This is a genomic window from Arthrobacter sp. ok909, assembly GCF_900104405.1.
Taxonomy (GTDB): domain Bacteria; phylum Actinomycetota; class Actinomycetes; order Actinomycetales; family Micrococcaceae; genus Arthrobacter; species Arthrobacter humicola.
In genome coordinates, this window is record NZ_FNJS01000007.1 from 121,923 (window position 1) to 140,555 (window position 18,633).

An 18,633-nucleotide genomic window follows, 5' to 3' on the forward strand; every position below is an offset into this window, starting at 1 on the left:
GCCGGAAATACTTGGCACAACCATTCAGGGGCGCTTGGGCGCTACTTAGGTGGCGAGTAATTTGCGTTGGTTTTTCGAGTAGTCACTACTCGTGTGGTCGTGCGGTTCTCTTCCCTAGGGTCAGAGTCATTGAGGAAGCGGCCGGAAACGGAGCGAGCCCCGATGCATGGTTCCCGGTCGAGACCGCCGAGACCCAGATAATCGGGCCGCTCATTTGTTTCTGGTGTTCATCGTATCCCCGTGCGATGTCGATCCCCGTCGACCGGCGGCCATCCGGTAGCGGTGCATCTGAGCGTATTCCTCGTGCCCCGGAAAGCTGCCAATTCACTGGAACGGTGCCCCATGCCCGATTCGATCAGCCCTGTCCTGTCCATCCTCGGCCCCGTCGTGTTCGTCGGTGTTTCGATCATCGGTGTGCGGATGGCCTTCTACTGGTGGAGTTTCCTCTTCCGATGGAGGCGCTACCGGCGCGGTGATTCAGTGTCGACCAGAGCCCTCCACGCTGTCGACGTGCCGTTCGTCAAAATTCAGATCACCACACGTGGATCGGCCGGCAGCACCGGGGTGATTGCGCGGGGAATCCGCAACGTCGTCGCTCTGGCTCTGGAGGATCCGTCGTTCTATGGCCGGTTCCTGTCTGTTGAAGTGGTGACCGAATCGGCGGAGCAGTCCAAATACCTCCGGGAAACCTTCCACGGATCACCAATCACGGTCGACATCCTGGTGGTGCCACGGGACTACGAAACCCCGAACGGAACGATGATGAAGGCCCGGGGCCTGCATTATGTCGTGGAGCAGCGTCGCGCGCTGTGGAACTGGAAGCCGGGACGGACATTTATCGTCCACTATGACGAGGAATCCGTCATGACGCCGTCCGAGCTCCGCAAGCTCATTGACTGCCTGGCCACGACCGAAAAGAAGATCCTCGAAGGCCCGATCTACTACCCCCTCGAATACATGCGTGCCTCCGCACTCTGCCGTGCGATGGAAGCCAACCGGCCGATCGGATGCTATGAGTGCCGCCATGTCATGGAATCCGGGGCGCCCCTGCATCTGCACGGGTCCAACCTGGTGATCGAGGAGTCGCTGGAGAACGACATCGGCTGGGACATCGGGCGTTTGGACGGGCAGCCGTTCATTGCCGAGGACTATGTGTTCGGCATGAAGGCGTTCACCGCGTACGGGAAGGACGTGTTTGGCTGGCACGGGTGCGTCATGCTCGAACAACCTCCGTTCTCCGTCCATAGCGCCTTCAAGCAGCGCTACCGCTGGATCTTCGGGGTTCTGCAAGGCTTAACGGCAACGTGCCGCAACCCCCTCTTTGCGTTGCTGCCGTGGCGGACCCGAACAAGTCTTGTGTGGGGCACCCGGTACCGGATCGGCACCTTTGCGCTCGGGGCAGTCGTCGGCGCCCTGTCCGCGGTCATCTTTCCCATGTTCCTGATCCTTGCCATGAAGTCGCTGCTCCTGGACGACGAGGCACCATTGCCAGCTGCGGGCAGCGCCTGGCTCGCCCTGGTGGGAATCATGTGGATGGGCTCGGTCTTCATCGGAGCCTGGCACAACGTCGCCGACGCGGGCCTGGACCGGTGGACCCGCGCGGCGGAGATAGCCCGCGCCCTCGTCAGCGCTCCTGTCGCGGGACTCATCGAAAGTTCCGCTGCACTCTGGGCCGTGCTCGAATGGGCCGGCGGCAAACGAGAAGTCAGCTGGGTCCCCACCCCCAAGACCAAGAAAGCAGACCTTCAAAGCATCAGGAGCGGTGAATAGCCATGGAACACAACACATCAGTTCTCATAAACAGCGCGCAGACAGCTGCCGAGAGTAATTTCCTGGTAGAGACGCACCTCCACTCGCCCTTGGAAATGGTCCATCTGCTGGCACCGTCCGCGCGGCGGCGGGCCATCCTCAGGGCACGGGTCAGCGGTGCTGCGTTGATCTTCGCCGCGCTGGTGGTCGCGTCAGCTTACATCCTCGTCCCTCTCGCCATGGCCGTGCACGTCGCCATGCATCCGGTCCTTCTGGCACTGGCGATATCCGCAGCGGTCCTGATCGAAGTTGCGCTGGTCGTGACGTTCATCATCCTGAAAACCGAAGGCCCAGCGGAGTAAACGATGCTGCAGCCCACAATGTTCAGGCATCTCACACTTTTGATGTCAGCGGTCGCACTGAGCGCGGGCGGTCTCGCAATGACCCTCAATGAGGCATCCGGCCGGTTCCCCGTTCCCCCGGACGGCCGGACTTACTTCGGCATCCAGCTGGATTCCGAATTCGACACCGTGGGAGCATACGCGGGCCGGCTGGGAGCCACACCCGCCCTTTACGGGCGCTACGTGAACTTTCCGCTCGACGCCGCCGAGGAGGCATCTATCAGCAGCGAGATCCAGGACCTCGCAGAGCACCATTCGTCCCTGATGCTCACCATCGAACCACGCGAGGGGCTCATGGCGGTCACCCCGCAGTCGCTGACGGACCTGACCGGTGACCTCGCAGCTTGGAACCGCAAGGGTGTGTCGGTCATGGTCCGGTTCGGCCACGAGATGAACGGCTCCTGGTATCCCTGGGCCCAGCAGCCAACGGCCTACATCGAGAAGTTCCGCCAGGTCGCCGCCGCCGTCCATAAGGCCCCCGCATCGGCGATGCTCTGGTCCCCGAATGAGGCCGGCGGCTACCCCTTCGACGGCGGACCCCACGAAATCCAGCCCGGCAGCCCGGACTTCCAGGTTCTGGATACCAATCATGACGGGAAACTCACCATGGACGATGACCCCTACGCCCCATACTGGCCAGGGGACGACGCCGTGGACTGGGTCGGACTGTCCGTCTACCACTTCGGCAACGCCTACCCCTGGGGAGAGAACACCGTCCCGGAACCGGGAAAGCTCGCCGCCAAGATTTCCGGGACGTACAAGAGTGGCTACGTCGACGAAACCGCGCTGCCTGACTTCTACGCCGTCTACGCGGCCGGGCACCACAAACCGTTCGCGATCTCCGAGACGGGAGCCTTCTACAATACCTCGCGCATCGACGGCGCACCGGCCCTGTCGATCAAGGAAGCATGGTGGGACCAGCTCTTTGACCCGGGACTGCAGACCAGGTTCCCCCAGCTCAAACTCGCCGTCTGGTTCGAATTCTCGAAACAGGAAAACCAGCCCGGAAATCCCGTGGTCGACTGGAGAACCACGACAGATCCGCAGATCAGGGACGCCTTCACCACTGCGCTCCCCGGCAGGTTCGTCATGGCGCCGCTGAAATAAAACGAAAATCGTCCGGCGGCATGGCCGCCGCCGGCGGGCCGCCGGATCATGGACCGGCTGGCAGGAGGGCGGGGCCGGCGGAGCCGCACCGGTACACCCGGAAAGCAGGCACTGCCGGTCCCTCCCGGGCCTTCCGGACATGACCAGAGCCATTGTCATTGCCATGACGGGGCCGCCGGAGCTTCCGGTGACGGGGTAGGGAGCCGGGGTTAGAACGGCGACGACGTCCATCCGCATCGGGAGCCCGGCCACGGTCTAGGCTGGCTCCATGAGCGCCGCCCGCAGCCTGCACCCCAGCCCCCGCACCCTGGAGGTCGAGAGCCTGGCCGGGTTCGACCGGCTGGTCGCCGCCGGAGCGCGCAGCATGCACGGCTGGCATGTCCAGTCGCTGGACCTGCGGGGCCGCCGGCACCAGCTCGAGGTGCTGGACGTGCAGGGTGCGATCTTCCTGGGCTGCACGTTCGACGACGGCGTGGAGGATTCGCTGCGCAACCGGGGGGCCCTGCTCTTTCCGCGGCTCGAGGCCGTGCCGTTCAACCCCTACCGCGGCAAGCTGTACACGCCGCAGGAACTGTACGCCGGGATCAGCACGTCACGCTATGAGGACACTCTCGACGCGCGGATCTACCAGTGGAGCATCCGGCCCGGCCAGCGCCACCGCCTCGGTGCCACCCTGGCTGCGGCCCTGCACGACCACTCGATCGGCGATGCCCTCGACGAGCTGACCCGCTCGGACTTCTGCGCGAGCCGCACGATGGTGGGCGTCATGGGCGGGCACGCTGCCCGCCGCGGCACAGCCCTCTTCGAAGAAGCCGCCCTGCTCGGCCGGCTGCTGGCCCGGAACAACCGAGTGGTTGCCACCGGCGGCGGCCCCGGGACCATGGAGGCCGCCAACCTGGGCGCCTTCCTCAGCGAAGCCCCGGAGCAGGAATTCCGGCAGGCCCTTGCCGACCTCGCGGCGGTGCCGGCCTTCCGCCCCTCAGTGTCCGCCTGGGCACGGGCGGCCGCCGCCGTCGTCGAACGCTACCCGGGGGGAACGCCGTCGCTCGGGATTCCCACGTGGTACTACGGTCACGAGCCGCCCAACTTCTTCGCCACGCACGTGGCCAAATACTTCGCGAATGCCATCCGGGAGGCGATCCTGCTCGAGCTCTGCAACGGCGGTATCGTGTTCCTGCCGGGCTCCGGCGGCACGGTTCAGGAGATCTTCCAGGACGCCTGCGAAAACTACTACGGCGCCCCCGAAACCATCACCCCCATGGTCCTCGTGGGGCAGGAGCACTGGCTGCGGCGGTTCCCGGCATGGCCGCTCCTGCAGAGCCTGGCCTCCGGCCGCCGCATGGAAGGACGGATCTTCCTGGTCGACACCGTGGAGGAAGCGCTCGACGCGCTGGCGCGCTAGCTGTCCTGTGCCATCCGGCTAGAGGTCTTTGCGGCACTGGGCGTGGCCGAGCTCGTACAGACCGTTCAGGTCGCCGGCGGCAAGCCCGTCGGCGGTTCCAATCTCCGGATACATCAGCTGGGCGGGGTCATCGACGTGTTCCAGGCCCATGACATGGCCGAGTTCGTGCAGGATCACCGCTGTGGCATACGACGCACCCTCGGACCGGCCCAGATCTTCCGTGATTTGCGGGGCATCCAGTTCCAGGCTGCCGGTGACGAAGCTCTTGGGACCGTCGCCGAAACTGAAGTGGGTGCTGCCGCCGGTGCCGATCACCGGGCCCTTGAGCTGCGGGGCCTGTTCCGGTGTGGTCCAGGCAATCAGCAGCGGCGCCCACCTGTCCCCGTAGACGTCCTTCTGATATGGCGCACGGTTTGGTGAGGGGAGCTCGCCCGTGGGGCCGTCATTGATGAACTTGATCCCGGTGGCCTCCGAGATGGTCCGGATGGAGTCGTCCACGAGCCGTTCGGACCCTTGCGGAGCCAGGGCTGCATTGACTACATAGTGCAGCGGCCGGCACGGCGAGTAGCCCACCGGGCTGCCGTCCTTGTTCGTTGCGAGGAACTTGTAGGAGGTGCTGGCGACGTCCGGTTTCCGGGCCGAGCCGAGGGGTTTGTCCTGTTCCTCGAGCCCGGGGGGGGGAGTGTCGGTCCGGGATTCTCCGGCCGGAACGGCAGGCTGGCCCGACACCTGGCCGGTCCGCGGCGGCTGCACGTGAGCACCCTGGCTGTGGCCTGCATTCTGCCCTGCGTTGTGCCCTGTGCCGCGCGAGACCTCGAAGAGCCCCGTGAACCCGGGATCGCCGTAGATGAGTCCGGCCGCGAGGGACGCCGCACCGGCGATCACGGCGGCGGCGACCAGGTTCCTGACCACCCGCAATGCCGTGGCGGGCCGGCTGTGCTGCGGCCCGCGGTCCCGAAATTCAGGACCGTCCACTAGCCCACCACGGCGCCAAAGACCATGCCCAGCAGGTACGTCACGCCGGCGGCGCCCATGCCGATGCCCAGCTGGCGCAGGCCGCGGGTGGTCGGGGACGTGCCGGACAGCAGGCCCACGACTCCGCCGGTGAGCAGCAGCGCCAGGCCGACCAAGGTTGCGGAAACCACCAGCGCGGCTATTCCCGTCATGCCCAGCAGGAAGGGGATGATGGGCACGATCGCGCCGGAGGCGAAGAAGCAGAAGCTCGACGCCGCTGCTCCCCAAGCCGTGCCGACGGCCTCATGCTGGTCCTCGGCATCCGGCAGTTCCGGCTGCAGGGACAGGCTCGGATCGCAGTCGCAGTCCAGCAGGCCCATGCGCTCGGCGACGCGGTGCTCGGCAGCCTCCCGGGACATGCCGCGGGCCAGGTACACGAGCAGGAGTTCGTTGTGCTCAATGTCCAGCAACGGCGCCGCCGCCAAGGTGATCTGGGTGGGCCGGGTCGCGGCGAGGAGCTCCCGCTGCGAGCGGACGGAAATAAACTCGCCGGCACCCATGGACAGCGCACCGGCCAGCAGCCCGGCGACGCCGCTGAGTAGGACCACCTGGCTTCCAACGCCCGAGGCCGCCATGCCCATGACGAGGGACAGGTTGCTGACCAGCCCGTCATTCGCGCCGAAGACGGCCGCCCGGAAGGTTCCGGCCAGGCGGTTGCGGCCCCGGGTGGCCAGTCCGCGGACCACTTCCTCGTGGATCTGCTCGTCGGCGACCATTGCCGGCGTGGCAGAAGGGTCGTTGGCATACGGGGAGCGGCTCTCCGCGCGCTGGGCCAGGGCCAGGACGAAGACCGAGCCGAAGTGCCGGGCCAGGAAGCCAAGGAACCGGCTCCGGAGCGAGGCATGCCGGTCCTTGCCGGCGTGCTCGCCCAGCAGCTGAAGCCAGTGGGCCTCGTGGCGGCCCTCGGCCTCGGCCAGCGCGAGCAGGATGGCACGTTCCTCGCCGCTGCGGTTCTGCGCCAGATCGCGGTAGACCGATGCCTCGGCGCGTTCATCTGCGAGGTACTGCCGCCAGCGTTTGATGTCCGCGGCGCTGGGTGCGGCGCTCGGAGTTGCGGTTGGCGCGGTGCCGGGAGTTGAGCTGGGCACGGCGCTCGGAGTTGCGGTTGGCGAGGCGCTGGGAGTCGAGGCCTGCGGCGGCGCGGGGCGCGGGTCCGTGTGGCCGCGGTCCGAAGAATCCTGTGTCGGGTGGGGCTGCTGGGAATCGTTGTGGTCCGATTCGGTGTACTGAGACACGAAAAAACTCCTGGGTTTGGTCGGGCATGGTCCGGCCCCATTGCGACTCCAGAGTACCCCGTAATTCCGAGCTTTTCCGGCTGGCAATCCTTAGCGGAAAGTTTCGGGAAGCCGTAACCGGCGAGCAGTGGCAGGGCTGCCCGCAGATAGTTTCCGCCAACGATTGCGGGCCCTTGACCGCCCGGGTTCACGGTGTTCGAATGAAACCCAGGGCGGGCCCTCCGGGGCCCTTGCCGCCACCCCTGTCACACGGAGGTTGCACCATGGACAGCACCGGATCACCCATCCAGCCGGCCCGGGATTCCCTCGAGTCCGATCCCGCTTACGACTATGCCGAGGACGCGCCCGTGAGTGATGGCGTGGAGACCGAGGAGGAGGAGCTTCTCGAGGAGGCGGATCGGCTCGTTCCCTTGGACAGGGAGGACTTCCTGGGCGAGGAGAAACCGGTAGTGCCCCTCGAAGGGGAAGAATTCCTTGAACCCGAGGAAAACGAGTGATTCTCCCACCCGCGTGATGGTTCACTAAACGACGATCCAACAAACGACGACGGCGACGCCCCCGGAAGGGGGGCGCCGCCGTCGAGCTTTAACTTACTTTCAGTGTGTCAGAACGGGGACCTGTTCGTCCTCGGCTGCGCCGCCGGCGACGCGCCGGTGCCAGTTCTGCATAACCGCCGGATCCGTCGGCTTGGTCAGCAGCGACACCGCGATGTAGACGACCGCGGAGGCGATGAGGCCGTAGTAGATCGGTTCGTTGGCGTAGATGCCGTCCAGCGGAACTTCGGCGTTGATTTCCAGGATGATCATGGTGCCGAGAGTGATGACCGAGCCGACCGCCATGGACGCCGCGGCGGCAACTCCGGTGCCGCGCTTCCACACCAGGCCGCCGAGGATGGCCACGAGCAGGCCGCCGACAAGGATGTCGTAGGCAATGGTCAGGGCGGCGACGACGTCCTTGGTGATGATGGCGATCACGATCGCCACGACGCCGAGGCCCAGGACCCACAGGCGGTTGGCCTTGACGTCGTGCTCCGGGTTGTCGGTGTCATCGGTGTTGACGGTCTTGCCGAACCAGCCGGCGACGAACGGCAGCACGTCGGCGCGGGCCACGGTGGCGGCCGCGATCAGGGCACCGGAGGCGGTGGACATCATGGCGGCGACGGCGGCGGCGAGCACGAGGCCGCCGATCCCGATGGGCAGCAGGTGGGTGGCGACCTCGGCGTAGACGACGTCCTTGCCGAGGGCCTTGACGTCGATCTGCGGGAGGGCCACGCGGGCGCCGAGGCCGATCAGGGCACCGGCTGCACCGTAGAGGATGCAGTAGATGCCGGCCGTGGCACCGCCCCAGCGCGCCACTTCGGGCGTCTTGGCAGTGAACACGCGCTGCCAGATGTCCTGGCCGATCAGCAGGCCGAGGGTGTAGACCACGAAGTACGTGATGATCGTCTGGGCGCCGATGCCGTCGATCTGGAAGAAGGTGGCATCCACCCGGCTGCGGATCCCGTCGACGCCGCCGGCGGCGTTGAGCGTGAACGGCAGCATGAGGAAGAAGATGCCGACCGTCTTGATGACGAACTGGACCTGGTCGGCCAGCGTGATGGACCACATGCCGCCGATGGTCGAGTAGACCAGCACGATTGCGCCGCCGACGGCGATCGCGAGGGCGCGGTCCCAGCCGAAGAGCACCACGAAGATGGTGGCGTAGGCGCCGGTGGAGGTGGCGCAGAGCATCAGCGTGTAGGCGAGCATGACGATGCCGGAGGTCTGCGTGGCATTGCTGCCGTAGCGCAGGGTGAGCATCTGGGAGACGGTGTAGATCTTCAGCTTCTGGATGGTGCTGGCGAAGAGCAGGCTCAGCAGCAGGACGCCGGAACCGATGGCGACCACGAGCCACATGCCGGAAATGCCGAACTTGTAGCCCAGGCCCACGCCGCCGACCGTCGAGGCGCCGCCCAGCACGACGGCGGCCATGGTGCCGGTGTAGAGGAACGGCCCGAGACGGCGGCCGGCGACGAGGAAGTCGCTATTGTTCTTGGTGCGGGACTTGCCCCACCATCCGAACGCCAGCATGGCGAGCAGATACACCACCACAATGGCGATGTTGACGAAACTAGCGTCCATAAAAGGGCTCCTTGGAGCTGATGGGCAGCGTGCGCGGGCATTGCCGGGCCTCAACGGTGCATTCGGCAAGTCAGCTGCTGCGTGACGTGGGTGGAGGAGGACGTCCGTCGGAACCTCCGGTATTGCCCAATAGGCAACACATGTTGCCAAAGGGTATGTTGTGACTCCGGTAACAGTCAAGGCGCAGCGCGTGCCGCCGCCGGTTCCGCGTCACGAACGCCCGCTCCGGCTAGGATTGCTCCAATGATGGGGCCAAGCGGCCGGCCGTGAAAGGTTCCTAAATGAAGGCTCTACCAGTTGAACCGAGCAACGTTCCCGTTGCCATCGGTTCGCGGATCCGCGCCGCCCGGCAGTCCCAGCGGCTCACCATTGAACAGGTCGCCGACGCCACCGGGCTCACCAAGGGATTCCTCAGCAGGGTCGAACGGGACCTCACCTCGCCCTCTGTCGCCTCCCTGGTGACACTGTGCCAGGTCCTGTCCATCTCGATCGGCGACCTCTTCGCCGCCCCCGAAACCCATCTCACGAAGCGGGACGAGGGCCCCCGGATCTCCCTCGGGGGCGAGGGGATCGTCGAGCGGCTGCTGACTGCCCGCTCCGAGCGCCGCGTCCAGATCATCCAGGCGGTGATCGAGCCCCGCGGGCGCGGCGAGTCCGAACTCTATGCCGTGGACTGCGATGTCGACGTCCTCCATGTGGTCAAGGGAAGCATCCGGCTGATCCTCACCAACGAGGAATTCGAGCTCAGCACGGGTGACACGGTGACGTTCCCCGGCCGGGAGCCCCACACCTGGGTCAACCCCACGGACGACGCCGTCGAGGTGCTGTGGGTGCTGGTGCCGGCCGCCAGCCGGTAAGGCTGATAGGGCTGGTAAGCGTGAAGAAGTAGCCACTCCGGCTCTGCCGGAAATATCTGCCGGAAATATCTGTGCCGGAACCATACAGGACGAGCGGAAGCCGCTCACATTAGATTCAACTGGGGGATTTCATGAACCGCAACGACGTTTTTCTGTCCCTGGCGCTGGCCGCCACGCTCGCGGCCGGACTCGGCCTGAGCTCCTGTGCCGCGCCCGGCCAGCGTGCCGGCGAGACCGGCAGCGGCACGGCGAGCGCCACTGCGGCGGCCCCGACACAGCAGGAATCCGGACCCGCCGCGTCGGCGGAACCCTCCGCAACCGCGGCCACGCCGGCCCCGGCAGTCACTGCCACCTCCCCGGCCACGCCGACGGCGGGTGCTGAGGCCAGCGTCAAAACCTTCACGTTCCCGGATGGACATCTGTCCTTTTCCTACCCGAGCGACTGGTCCATCCGGGTGGTCGGCTCTCCCGAGGACGCCGCCAAGCTGCGTGGCGTGCAGGCGGTCCTTGCCGATGCCACGGGCAACCAGCTGGCGTCGATTATCAGCAGCACCAATGGCAGCAGTGCGTCCGGCCCGGTGGCCCGGACCGTCCTGGACACCGCTCCGGTCCCGGGGCTGAAAGATGTGGACGGCGAACAGTTGGCCTTCGGGTTCGCGTTTGACTCCTTCGCCGACAAGTCGGACTTCCACATGGGAGTGCGCAAAGAACGCGACTTCGCACCCTCGGTCACCGAAGCCGGCTACTCCCACGTTCAGTTCCCCAACGGCGGCGCCGAGGCCAAGGTACTGTTCGGCAGCCCGGCGTTCGCGTCCGTCGACTCCGCGAAAGCCTGGATGACCACGGAGCAGTACATCCAGCTCAAGCGCCTGCTGCTCAGCCTCAAGTACAGCTGACCCGCGCGCAGCCGACAGCTGCGAGTTTTGGTGAGATGTACGTCACATTCCGGTAACCTGCCGGAAACGGCGAATTCACGCCCGGGCCCCTCCCGTAACGCGCCCGCAAAACGAGGAAAGCCTTCCTGAAACACGCTGTGAGTAGCGTCATCTGCGGGGGGACACACAACAGTCCCATTCGTCTCATGGTTTCGCCGAATCGGCGCCCTCGGAGCGCCGGCCCTCGAGGAAGGCTCCCGCAATGAACTTCGCTGTGCTTGCAGTAGGAATGGACGTCGATCCGCAAACCCTTGACCCTGGATCGACGGCGTGGATGCTCACGGCATCGGCCCTCGTCCTCCTGATGACCCCCGGGCTCGCATTCTTCTATGGCGGGCTCGTCAGAATGAAATCCGTCCTCAACATCATGATGATGAGCTTCGGCGCCATGGGCGTGGTTGCCGTCGTCTGGGCCCTGTGGGGCTACGGTCTGGCGTTCGGGCCGGATACCTTGGGCGGCTTCGTCGGAGACCCCTTCACGAACTTCGGCCTCAGCGGGCTGACCACCAGCATCGGCACCAAGGCGGCAGGCCTGCCGGATATGGTGTTCGTCGGCTTCCAGGCCACGTTCGCCATCATCACCGTCGCCCTGATCAGCGGGGCGGTAGCCGAGCGCGTCCGGTTCGGACCCTGGCTCCTCTTTGCCGGGCTCTGGGTTACGCTCGTGTACGCGCCGATCGCGCACTGGGTGTGGGGCGGCGGCATCTTCGGGCCCACCGGGATTATCGGCAGCAAGATCTCGGCCCTCGATTTTGCCGGCGGCACCGTGGTCCACATGAACGCCGGCATGGCCGGCCTCCTGCTGGCGGTGGTGCTCGGCAAGCGGCTCGGCTTCATGAAGGATCCCAACATCCGCCCGCACAACCTGCCGTTCGTCATGCTCGGCGCGGGCCTGCTCTGGTTCGGCTGGTTCGGCTTCAACGCCGGCTCGGAACTTGCCGCCGACGCCACGGCCGCCCTGGCCTGGACCAACACGCTGCTTGCCACCAGCGCAGCACTGCTCGGCTGGCTGTTCGTGGAGCGGTTGCGCGACGGGCATGCCACGTCGCTGGGCGCCGCCTCGGGCGCTGTCGCGGGACTCGTCGCCGTCACCCCGGCCTGCGGGTTCATCGACCCCGTCGGGGCAATCCTGATCGGCACGATCGCCGGGGCCGTCTGCGCGCTCGCCGTCGGGCTGAAGTTCAAGATCGGGCTGGACGACTCCCTGGACGTCGTGGCCGTGCACTTCGTCGGCGGCCTGTGGGGGACCCTGTCCCTGGGATTCTTCGCCCTCCCGTCCGCCAAGACCGGCGGCGGCCTGTTCTACGGCGGCGGGCTGGCGCAGTTCTGGCCGCAGATCCTCACCGCGCTGATCGTCACGGCCTGGAGCGCAGTGATGACCTTGCTGATCGGCTTCGCGATCCATAAGACCATCGGCATGCGCGTCTCTGAGGCCGACGAGCTCTCCGGCATCGACGTGACGGAACACGCCGAAACGGCCTACGAACTCCTCATGGTTGGCGGCAGCTTCCACCCCGGAGACCCGCACAACCGGGCTGACGCTGCAGCGGTCCAGTCCCAGCCGGAAGTCCAGGCCCAGCCGGAGGCCCAGGCCGAAGCCCAGGCCGAAGGTGAGGCCGTCCGCGGCAAGGTGTCCACGTGAAGCTCGTGACCGCGATTGTGCGGCCGGAGCGGGTCAATGCCATCAGTACGGCCCTGGAGCGGTTCGGAGTCAACGGCCTGACGGTGAGCCAGGCCAGCGGCTACGGACGGCAGCGCGGCCACACCGAGGTGTACCGGGGTGCCGAATACAACTCCGACCTCCTGCCCAAAGTGCGGCTGGAAGTGCTGGCCAACGAGGACGCCCTGGACGGCGTCATGGCCGCCATCGAAGCGGGCGGCCGCACCGGACACTTCGGCGACGGCAAGATCTGGATCATTGAGGTGAACGACGCCGTCCGCGTGCGGACGGGGGAGCGGGGAGCCTCGGCCATCGCGTGAGGCCGCCCGGCCGGGGCGGCCGCCTCTGGCGGCACCACGGCGGGTCCGAAACATGTCGGACCCGCCTGGGGAAGCCCGCCGGCGGGCCGCTTTGGTAAACAAATGATGCGCGACATGAAACTTCGAGTGTATGATGGCTATCACAACCGTCGGTCAATCCTCGAAGGAGAGGCTTCTTTTGGAAGAGCTGCGCATCGAGGCCAATGGCAACCTTGGCCCCATCGATTCATCCCGCATCCCGCGCTACGCAGGGGCTGCCACCTATGCCCGCCTGCCGCGGCTGGACCAGGTGGCCAAGGCCGACGTCACGGTCGTGGGTGTGCCTTTTGACTCGGGCGTCTCCTACCGCCCCGGCGCCCGCTTCGGCGCCAACCACGTCCGTGAAGCCAGCCGGCTGCTCCGGCCGTACAACCCGGCCTGGGACGTCAGCCCCTTCGAGACCATTCAAGTTGCCGACGCCGGCGACATGGCCGTCAACCCGTTCAACATCAACGAGGCCATCGAAACCATCCAGCAGAACGCCCTGGACCTGACGGCGACCGGCAGTAAGCTGCTGACCCTCGGCGGAGACCACACCATCGCCCTGCCGCTGCTGCGCGCCGCCGCCGAGCGCGCCGGCGAACCCATTGCCATGCTGCACTTCGACGCGCACCTGGATACCTGGGATACCTACTTCGGCGCCGAGTACACCCACGGCACACCCTTCCGCCGCGCCGTCGAGGAAGGCATCCTGGACACCGAGGCCATCAGCCACATCGGCACCCGCGGCCCGCTCTACGGCAAGAAGGACCTCGACGACGACCACCGCTTCGGCTTCGGCATCGTCACCTCCGCCGACGTCTACTACCAGGGCGTCCTGGAGACCGTCGCCAAGGTCCGGGACCGGATCGGCAACCGCCCGCTCTACATTTCGGTGGACATCGACGTCCTGGACCCCGCGCACGCGCCCGGCACCGGCACGCCCGAAGCCGGCGGCATCACCAGCCGCGAACTCCTGGAAATCATCCGCGGCTTCCGCGGCATGAACCTGGTGGGCGCCGACGTCGTCGAGGTCGCCCCCGCGTACGACCACGCCGAGATCACCGGGGTGGCAGCAAGCCACGTCGCCTACGAACTCGTGACTCTCATGGCAGATCGCGCCGTCGAAGGCGACCGCTTTGGCGCCCCGAACGGCTACGCCGCCCAGGCCCTCGGTCAGGAATCCCGCCGCCCGGCCGGATTCGGCACCCCTGTGGCTTCGCCGGTGGCCTCGCGGTGACCGGCGTGCGCAACGGCGGGGACCTCGTCGTCGAGACCCTTGAGGCCCTCGGTGCCAAGACGGTCTTCGGCATCCCGGGCCAGCACGCCCTGGGCCTCTTCGACGCCATGGGCCGCGGCAACCTGCACTTCGTCTCCTCCCGGGTGGAAAACAACTCCGCATTCGCGGCCGACGGGTACTCCCGCGCCACGGGCGAGGTCGGCGTGCTGTTCCTCTCGACGGGTCCGGGCGCGCTGACGTCGCTGGCGGGCCTGCAGGAGGCCTACGCCACCGGCGTGCCGATGGTGGTCGTGGCGAGCCAGATCCCGCTCGAAGGACTCGGCGCCCGGCGCAAGGGCATGCTGCACCAGCTCGATGACCAGAAGGCCTCGGCCGCCAACGTCACCAAGAGCCAGCGGCTGATCCAGCACGCCTCCGGCATTCCCTCGGCGATCCAGGACGCGTGGACCGAGGCGATTTCCTCGCCGCAGGGCCCGGTGTGGCTGGAAATCCCGCAGAACGTGCTGCTGGACCCGATCGTGGTGCCTCCGGTGGAGGATGCCCTGGCCGAGGCCGCGGACAACCCGCCCCGGGTGGAGCTGGTCCGCGAGGCCGTGAAATGGCTTTCGGCGGCGGAACGTCCGGCCATCATCGCCGGCGGCGGCACCCGCCGCGGCCGGGCCGAGAAGTCCCTGCTCTCGATCGCGGAGAAGCTCCGCGCCCCGGTGATCTGCACGCCTGGCGGCAACGGCGCCTTCCCCTGGAACCATGAACTCTCGCTCCAGGCCTGGATCGAGGACCGGTACATGACCGAGCTTCTCGAGGACGCCGACGTCCTGATCGTGATCGGTTCCTCCCTTGGCGAGGTGACGTCGAACTACTTCACCTTCGAACCCCGCGGCCGGATCATCCAGATCGACGCCGAACCCCGCGTCCTGGAGTCCAACCGGCCCGGCCTGGGCATCCGCGCCGACGCCGGCCAGGCCCTCGCTGCCCTCGACGAGGCCCTCGTGATCGGCGAAGCCAGCCCCGACTGGCACGGCACCGCCCCCGAGACCCTGGTCAAGGAGACCCTGGCCAAGGTCACGGCCCGGCTCGAGTCCCAGGACCTGGCCAAGGAACTGAAGTTCATGGCCGACATCCGTGAGGCCGTACCCGCGGACATGCAGACGTTCTGGGACATGACGATCTCGGCCTACTGGGCTTGGAGCTGCTGGGACGCCCGGGACGGCCAGTTCCACTCCGCGCAGGGCGCCGGGGGCCTGGGTTTCGGCTTCCCCGCCGCGATCGGCGGTGCCGTCGGCCTGGAAACCACCGGCAAGCCCGGCAGGGTGCTGGCCGTTTCGGGGGACGGGTCATCCATGTACTCCATCTCCGAGCTCGCCACCGCCAAGCAGCACAACATCCCGGTCACCTGGCTGATCGTGGACGACGGCGGCTACGGCATCCTGCGCGAATACATGGTCGGCGCGTTCGGCAGGGCCACGGCCACCGAGCTCTCCCGGCCGGACTTCGTCAAACTTGCCGAGGCCTTCGGGGTCCCGGCGGTCCGGGTCGCCCCTGAAGACGTCGGGGATGCCCTGAAGGCCGGCTTCGCCGCCGACGGCCCCAACGTCGTCGTCGTCGAAACCCTGCTCAAAATGTTCGGCCCCACCCACCTGGCCACCTAAGCGGGCCGGCCCTCCGGCCGCTTGACTTGGGCCGGCCCTCCGGCAGCCTGGCACCGTAGGATCCTGCACGCTTACCGCGCGGACCTGGCGGGTCCACCCCTCACTGCGAGGGATGGACCCGGCAGGCCCGCGTTTGGCGTTTAAGCACCCATCTCCGGGATCGGCCCGGCACCTCACACGGCTATCAAAAAGGGTTAGTTTCCCGAAGTAACCATTTTGGTGATATGGTTGCCTAGGGCAAGCAAAAAAAGGGGTGTCCATCATGTCAGTTGAATCCAACGCTGCAGCCAAACTCGTTTACCAGATTTTCGACCTCCAGCGCGCGGTCCGCTGTGTTGCCACCGCTAACTTGCGCGGGCAGGACACCGGAGTGGCGCTGCAGGGTGTTCTCCGTTTTGTGGGGGAGGGCGAATCCCGGGCCACGCATCTTGCGGAGCGCCTCGGCGTTAGCGCTCCGGTGCTCAGCCGCCACATCGCCGAACTCGAAGAGCATGGCTATGTGGTCCGCCGGCCGGACCCCGAGGACGGCCGCGCGCAACTGATCGCCCTGTCCGCCACCGGCGCGGAGAAGCTGCGCGCCATCGAGGACCATCGCACCGCAACCATCCAGGACCTCCTGCAGGACTGGAGCCAGAACGACGTCGAAGAGACGGCGCGCACCCTGCAAAAACTTGCTGAGTCCCTCAGGACCTCAGCCCGGGCAACGACGGCCGGACCCACGAAGACGACCGAAATTGTTGAGGAGTAGACATATGGCTAGCCACGCTGCCGCCACAGGGCCGTCCCCGGTCCCATCGGGCATTCAGCCGGGGGCGCCCCGCGCATCCCAGCCCGCCGCAGAACCTGCGGCGATGACCCACCGCCAGATCATGGAAGCACTCACGGGGTTGCTCGCGGCGTTCTTCACGGCCATTTTGAGCAGCACGATCGTTGCCAACGCGCTTCCCACGATCATGTCCGAGCTCAAGGGCACCCAGACGGACTTCGCCTGGGTGATCACCGCGGCGCTTCTGGCCAACGCGGCAACCACCCCGATCTGGGGCAAGCTGGCCGACCTTTTCAACAAGAAGGTCCTCGTCCAGCTGAGCATCGTGATCTTCGTGGCCGGCTCCGTCATGGCCGGCCTGTCCCAGACCATCCCGCTGCTGCTGACCGCCCGCGTCATCCAGGGCATCGCCATGGGCGGCCTCACCGCCCTGGCCCAGGCCATCATCGGCTCGATGATCCCGCCGCGTGACCGCGGAAAATACTCCGGCTACATGGGCGGCGTCATGGCGGTAGGCACAGCCGGCGGCCCGCTGCTCGGCGGCTTCATCGTCGACAGCCCGCTCGGGTGGCGCTGGACCTTCTTCGTGTGCGTCCCGCTCGCCGTCGTCGCCCTCATCCTGCTGCAGATCACCCTGAAGATTCAGCACGTCAAGCGCCCGGCCAAGATCGACTGGCTCGGCTCCGTCCTGCTGACCTCAGGCGTCAGCCTGCTGCTCATCTGGGTCTCCTTCGCCGGCAACCCCGACTACTACGACTGGTGGTCATGGCAGTCGGTCGCCATGGTGGGCGGCGGCGTCGTGCTTCTGGGCCTGCTGGTGCTGGTGGAGTCCCGCGTGGCCCAGCCGATCATCCCGCTTAAGATCATCTCGGAGCGGACCACCGCCCTCGCGATCCTAGCCTCGGTGGCTGTCGGCGTCGGTATGTTCGGCTCCTCGACCTTCCTGGGCCAGTACTTCCAGGTGGCACGCGGTGCCTCCCCCACGGAAGCCGGCCTGCTCACGCTGCCCATGATCGCGGGCAACCTGATCGGTTCCGTGGCCTCGGGCATGCTCATCAGCCGCACCGGCAAGTGGAAGCGGTACCTGATCGCCGGGTCCATCCTGCTGATCGGCGGCCTTGGCCTGGCCGGCACCATGGACCACACCACCGACTTGTGGCTGACCGGCATCTACACCGCCATCCTCGGCATCGGTCTCGGCCTGCTGATGCAGAACCTCGTGCTCGCCGTGCAGAACACCGTCCAGGCCAAGGACATCGGCACGGCCAGCGCCTCTGTTGCCTTCTTCCGGTCCGTCGGCGGCGCCATCGGCGTCTCGGTCCTCGGAGCCGTCCTGGGCAACCGGGTCAAGGAACTCGTCACGGAGGGGCTCGCCTCCGCCGGCATCCAGGTTCCGGCGGGATCCTCGGGAGCCAGCATGGACCTCAAGGACATGCCCGCACCCATCCGCGACATCATGCGGGCCGCCTACGGTGACGCGATCGCGGAGGTCTTCATGATCTCGGCAATCATCGGCGTGATTGCCCTGGTGGCCATCCTGTTCATCAAGGAACGCCCGCTGCGCCGGACGGTCGATATCCGGCCCGAGTCTGCCGAGCAGGCAGGCGACGCCGCCGCCGGAGGCGCTTCTGCGACGGCACTGGGAAATACCGGAAACGACGCCGTCCAAGGCGCCTCGTCCGCCACCGGAACCGGCATCGTGGACCTGGACCGGGAATTCATCGAGGTGCTTAGCCGCGAGCGGGCCGAATCCCGCTTCCCGGACGCCGCCCGCCAGGAGGCAGGCCTGACTTCCGACCCGGCTTTCCGTCAGGGGGAGCCTCGCCAGGGGGAGTCCGCCGCAGAGCGTGCGGCCGAGAGGGAAGGCGCCCGTCAACGGTCCCGGACCCTCGTGGCCGATGACCGGCCCGAGGCAGCCGACGTCGTGCCCGTACTGCTGCAGACCCAGCAGTTGCTGGCCGAACAGCAGCTCCAGCTGGCCGAGGCGCTGCGCGCCGTGTACGACCAGGCTGCCGAGCAGCGTGCGATTGCCGCGGAACAGGCCCGTGTTGCCGAGGAGCTCACGGTCCTTCGCCGGCAGCTGGCCAAGCAGCGCAAGATGCAACGCGCGGCGGCCGACTACATCGCCACGCACGGCCGGCACCGGACCGAGTAGCGTCC

At 66.9% G+C, this 18,633-nt stretch carries 16 protein-coding genes; 13 read left to right on the forward strand and 3 right to left on the reverse strand.

The window, feature by feature from the left end; genetic code table 11:
* Positions 1-342 precede the first annotated feature (342 nt).
* The 4 genes from BLR03_RS08035 (at position 343) to BLR03_RS08050 (ending at position 4,659) form a co-directional block, all read left to right on the forward strand.
* On the forward strand, positions 343-1,770 hold the full coding sequence (locus tag BLR03_RS08035; RefSeq protein WP_091251493.1) for a glycosyltransferase family 2 protein: 1,428 nt from the start codon (positions 343-345) through the stop codon (positions 1,768-1,770).
* A 2-nt stretch (positions 1,771-1,772) separates the two neighbouring features.
* Positions 1,773-2,111: a hypothetical protein gene (locus BLR03_RS08040; protein ID WP_091251494.1), complete on the forward strand. Its 339-nt coding sequence runs from the start codon at positions 1,773-1,775 to the stop codon at positions 2,109-2,111.
* Between the two features lie 78 nt (positions 2,112-2,189).
* Complete coding sequence (locus tag BLR03_RS08045) at positions 2,190-3,257, forward strand: glycoside hydrolase family 26 protein (protein WP_091251496.1); 1,068 nt, start codon at positions 2,190-2,192, stop codon at positions 3,255-3,257.
* 268 nt (positions 3,258-3,525) lie between these two features.
* Positions 3,526-4,659: an LOG family protein gene (locus tag BLR03_RS08050; RefSeq protein WP_091251498.1), complete on the forward strand. Its 1,134-nt coding sequence runs from the start codon at positions 3,526-3,528 to the stop codon at positions 4,657-4,659.
* A gap of 18 nt (positions 4,660-4,677) precedes the next feature.
* On the opposite strand, the gene BLR03_RS08055 is transcribed toward BLR03_RS08050, so the two are convergent.
* Positions 4,678-5,634, reverse strand: coding sequence for a matrixin family metalloprotease (locus BLR03_RS08055; RefSeq protein ID WP_254788275.1), 957 nt, complete (start codon positions 5,632-5,634; stop codon positions 4,678-4,680).
* Positions 5,634-6,761, reverse strand: a complete 1,128-nt coding sequence (locus BLR03_RS08060) for a VIT1/CCC1 transporter family protein (protein WP_091251594.1) — start codon at positions 6,759-6,761, stop codon at positions 5,634-5,636. Before BLR03_RS08060 ends, BLR03_RS08055 begins: the two co-directional genes overlap by 1 nt.
* Before the next feature lie 410 nt (positions 6,762-7,171).
* On the opposite strand from BLR03_RS08060, the gene BLR03_RS08065 reads away from it, so the two are divergent.
* A complete protein-coding gene (locus BLR03_RS08065) occupies positions 7,172-7,405 on the forward strand; it encodes a hypothetical protein (RefSeq protein WP_091251500.1) in 234 nt (77 codons plus the stop codon).
* Positions 7,406-7,504: 99 nt separating this feature from the next.
* On the opposite strand, the gene BLR03_RS08070 is transcribed toward BLR03_RS08065, so the two are convergent.
* Positions 7,505-9,028, reverse strand: coding sequence for a sodium:solute symporter family protein (locus BLR03_RS08070; RefSeq protein WP_091251502.1), 1,524 nt, complete (start codon positions 9,026-9,028; stop codon positions 7,505-7,507).
* A 281-nt stretch (positions 9,029-9,309) separates the two neighbouring features.
* Between BLR03_RS08070 and BLR03_RS08075 the strand changes: the two genes are divergently transcribed.
* The 8 genes from BLR03_RS08075 (at position 9,310) to BLR03_RS08115 (ending at position 18,628) form a co-directional block, all read left to right on the forward strand.
* Entirely contained in the window at positions 9,310-9,885 is a 576-nt protein-coding gene (locus BLR03_RS08075; protein WP_091251504.1) for a helix-turn-helix domain-containing protein, read from the forward strand.
* A gap of 131 nt (positions 9,886-10,016) precedes the next feature.
* Positions 10,017-10,781, forward strand: a complete 765-nt coding sequence (locus tag BLR03_RS23910; protein ID WP_139184484.1) for a hypothetical protein — start codon at positions 10,017-10,019, stop codon at positions 10,779-10,781.
* Between the two features lie 241 nt (positions 10,782-11,022).
* The gene (locus tag BLR03_RS08090) at positions 11,023-12,462 is read left to right on the forward strand and encodes an ammonium transporter (RefSeq protein WP_091251512.1); all 1,440 of its coding nucleotides are present in this window, start codon (positions 11,023-11,025) and stop codon (positions 12,460-12,462) included.
* Positions 12,459-12,800, forward strand: a complete 342-nt coding sequence (locus BLR03_RS08095) for a P-II family nitrogen regulator (RefSeq protein ID WP_091251513.1) — start codon at positions 12,459-12,461, stop codon at positions 12,798-12,800. Before BLR03_RS08090 ends, BLR03_RS08095 begins: the two co-directional genes overlap by 4 nt.
* 178 nt (positions 12,801-12,978) lie before the next feature.
* A complete protein-coding gene (gene speB, locus BLR03_RS08100) occupies positions 12,979-14,058 on the forward strand; it encodes an agmatinase (RefSeq protein WP_091251515.1) in 1,080 nt (359 codons plus the stop codon).
* A complete protein-coding gene (locus BLR03_RS08105; protein WP_175460452.1) occupies positions 14,055-15,707 on the forward strand; it encodes a thiamine pyrophosphate-binding protein in 1,653 nt (550 codons plus the stop codon). The genes speB and BLR03_RS08105 overlap by 4 nt, the downstream gene beginning before the upstream one ends.
* A 262-nt stretch (positions 15,708-15,969) precedes the next feature.
* On the forward strand, positions 15,970-16,455 hold the full coding sequence (locus BLR03_RS08110) for a MarR family winged helix-turn-helix transcriptional regulator (RefSeq protein WP_091251596.1): 486 nt from the start codon (positions 15,970-15,972) through the stop codon (positions 16,453-16,455).
* A gap of 103 nt (positions 16,456-16,558) precedes the next feature.
* On the forward strand, positions 16,559-18,628 hold the full coding sequence (locus tag BLR03_RS08115) for an MDR family MFS transporter (RefSeq protein ID WP_091251517.1): 2,070 nt from the start codon (positions 16,559-16,561) through the stop codon (positions 18,626-18,628).
* The last annotated feature ends 5 nt before the right edge of the window (positions 18,629-18,633 follow it).

Coding starts and splice junctions, on each gene's coding strand:
- BLR03_RS08035 (WP_091251493.1), top strand. CDS start 343: ATGCCCGATTCGATCAGCCCTGTCCTGTCCATCCTCGGCCCCGTCGTG.
- BLR03_RS08040 (WP_091251494.1), top strand. CDS start 1,773: ATGGAACACAACACATCAGTTCTCATAAACAGCGCGCAGACAGCTGCC.
- BLR03_RS08045 (WP_091251496.1), top strand. CDS start 2,190: ATGACCCTCAATGAGGCATCCGGCCGGTTCCCCGTTCCCCCGGACGGC.
- BLR03_RS08050 (WP_091251498.1), top strand. CDS start 3,526: ATGAGCGCCGCCCGCAGCCTGCACCCCAGCCCCCGCACCCTGGAGGTC.
- BLR03_RS08065 (WP_091251500.1), top strand. CDS start 7,172: ATGGACAGCACCGGATCACCCATCCAGCCGGCCCGGGATTCCCTCGAG.
- BLR03_RS08070 (WP_091251502.1), bottom strand. CDS start 9,028: ATGGACGCTAGTTTCGTCAACATCGCCATTGTGGTGGTGTATCTGCTC.
- BLR03_RS08075 (WP_091251504.1), top strand. CDS start 9,310: ATGAAGGCTCTACCAGTTGAACCGAGCAACGTTCCCGTTGCCATCGGT.
- BLR03_RS23910 (WP_139184484.1), top strand. CDS start 10,017: ATGAACCGCAACGACGTTTTTCTGTCCCTGGCGCTGGCCGCCACGCTC.
- BLR03_RS08090 (WP_091251512.1), top strand. CDS start 11,023: ATGAACTTCGCTGTGCTTGCAGTAGGAATGGACGTCGATCCGCAAACC.
- BLR03_RS08110 (WP_091251596.1), top strand. CDS start 15,970: ATGTCAGTTGAATCCAACGCTGCAGCCAAACTCGTTTACCAGATTTTC.
- BLR03_RS08115 (WP_091251517.1), top strand. CDS start 16,559: ATGACCCACCGCCAGATCATGGAAGCACTCACGGGGTTGCTCGCGGCG.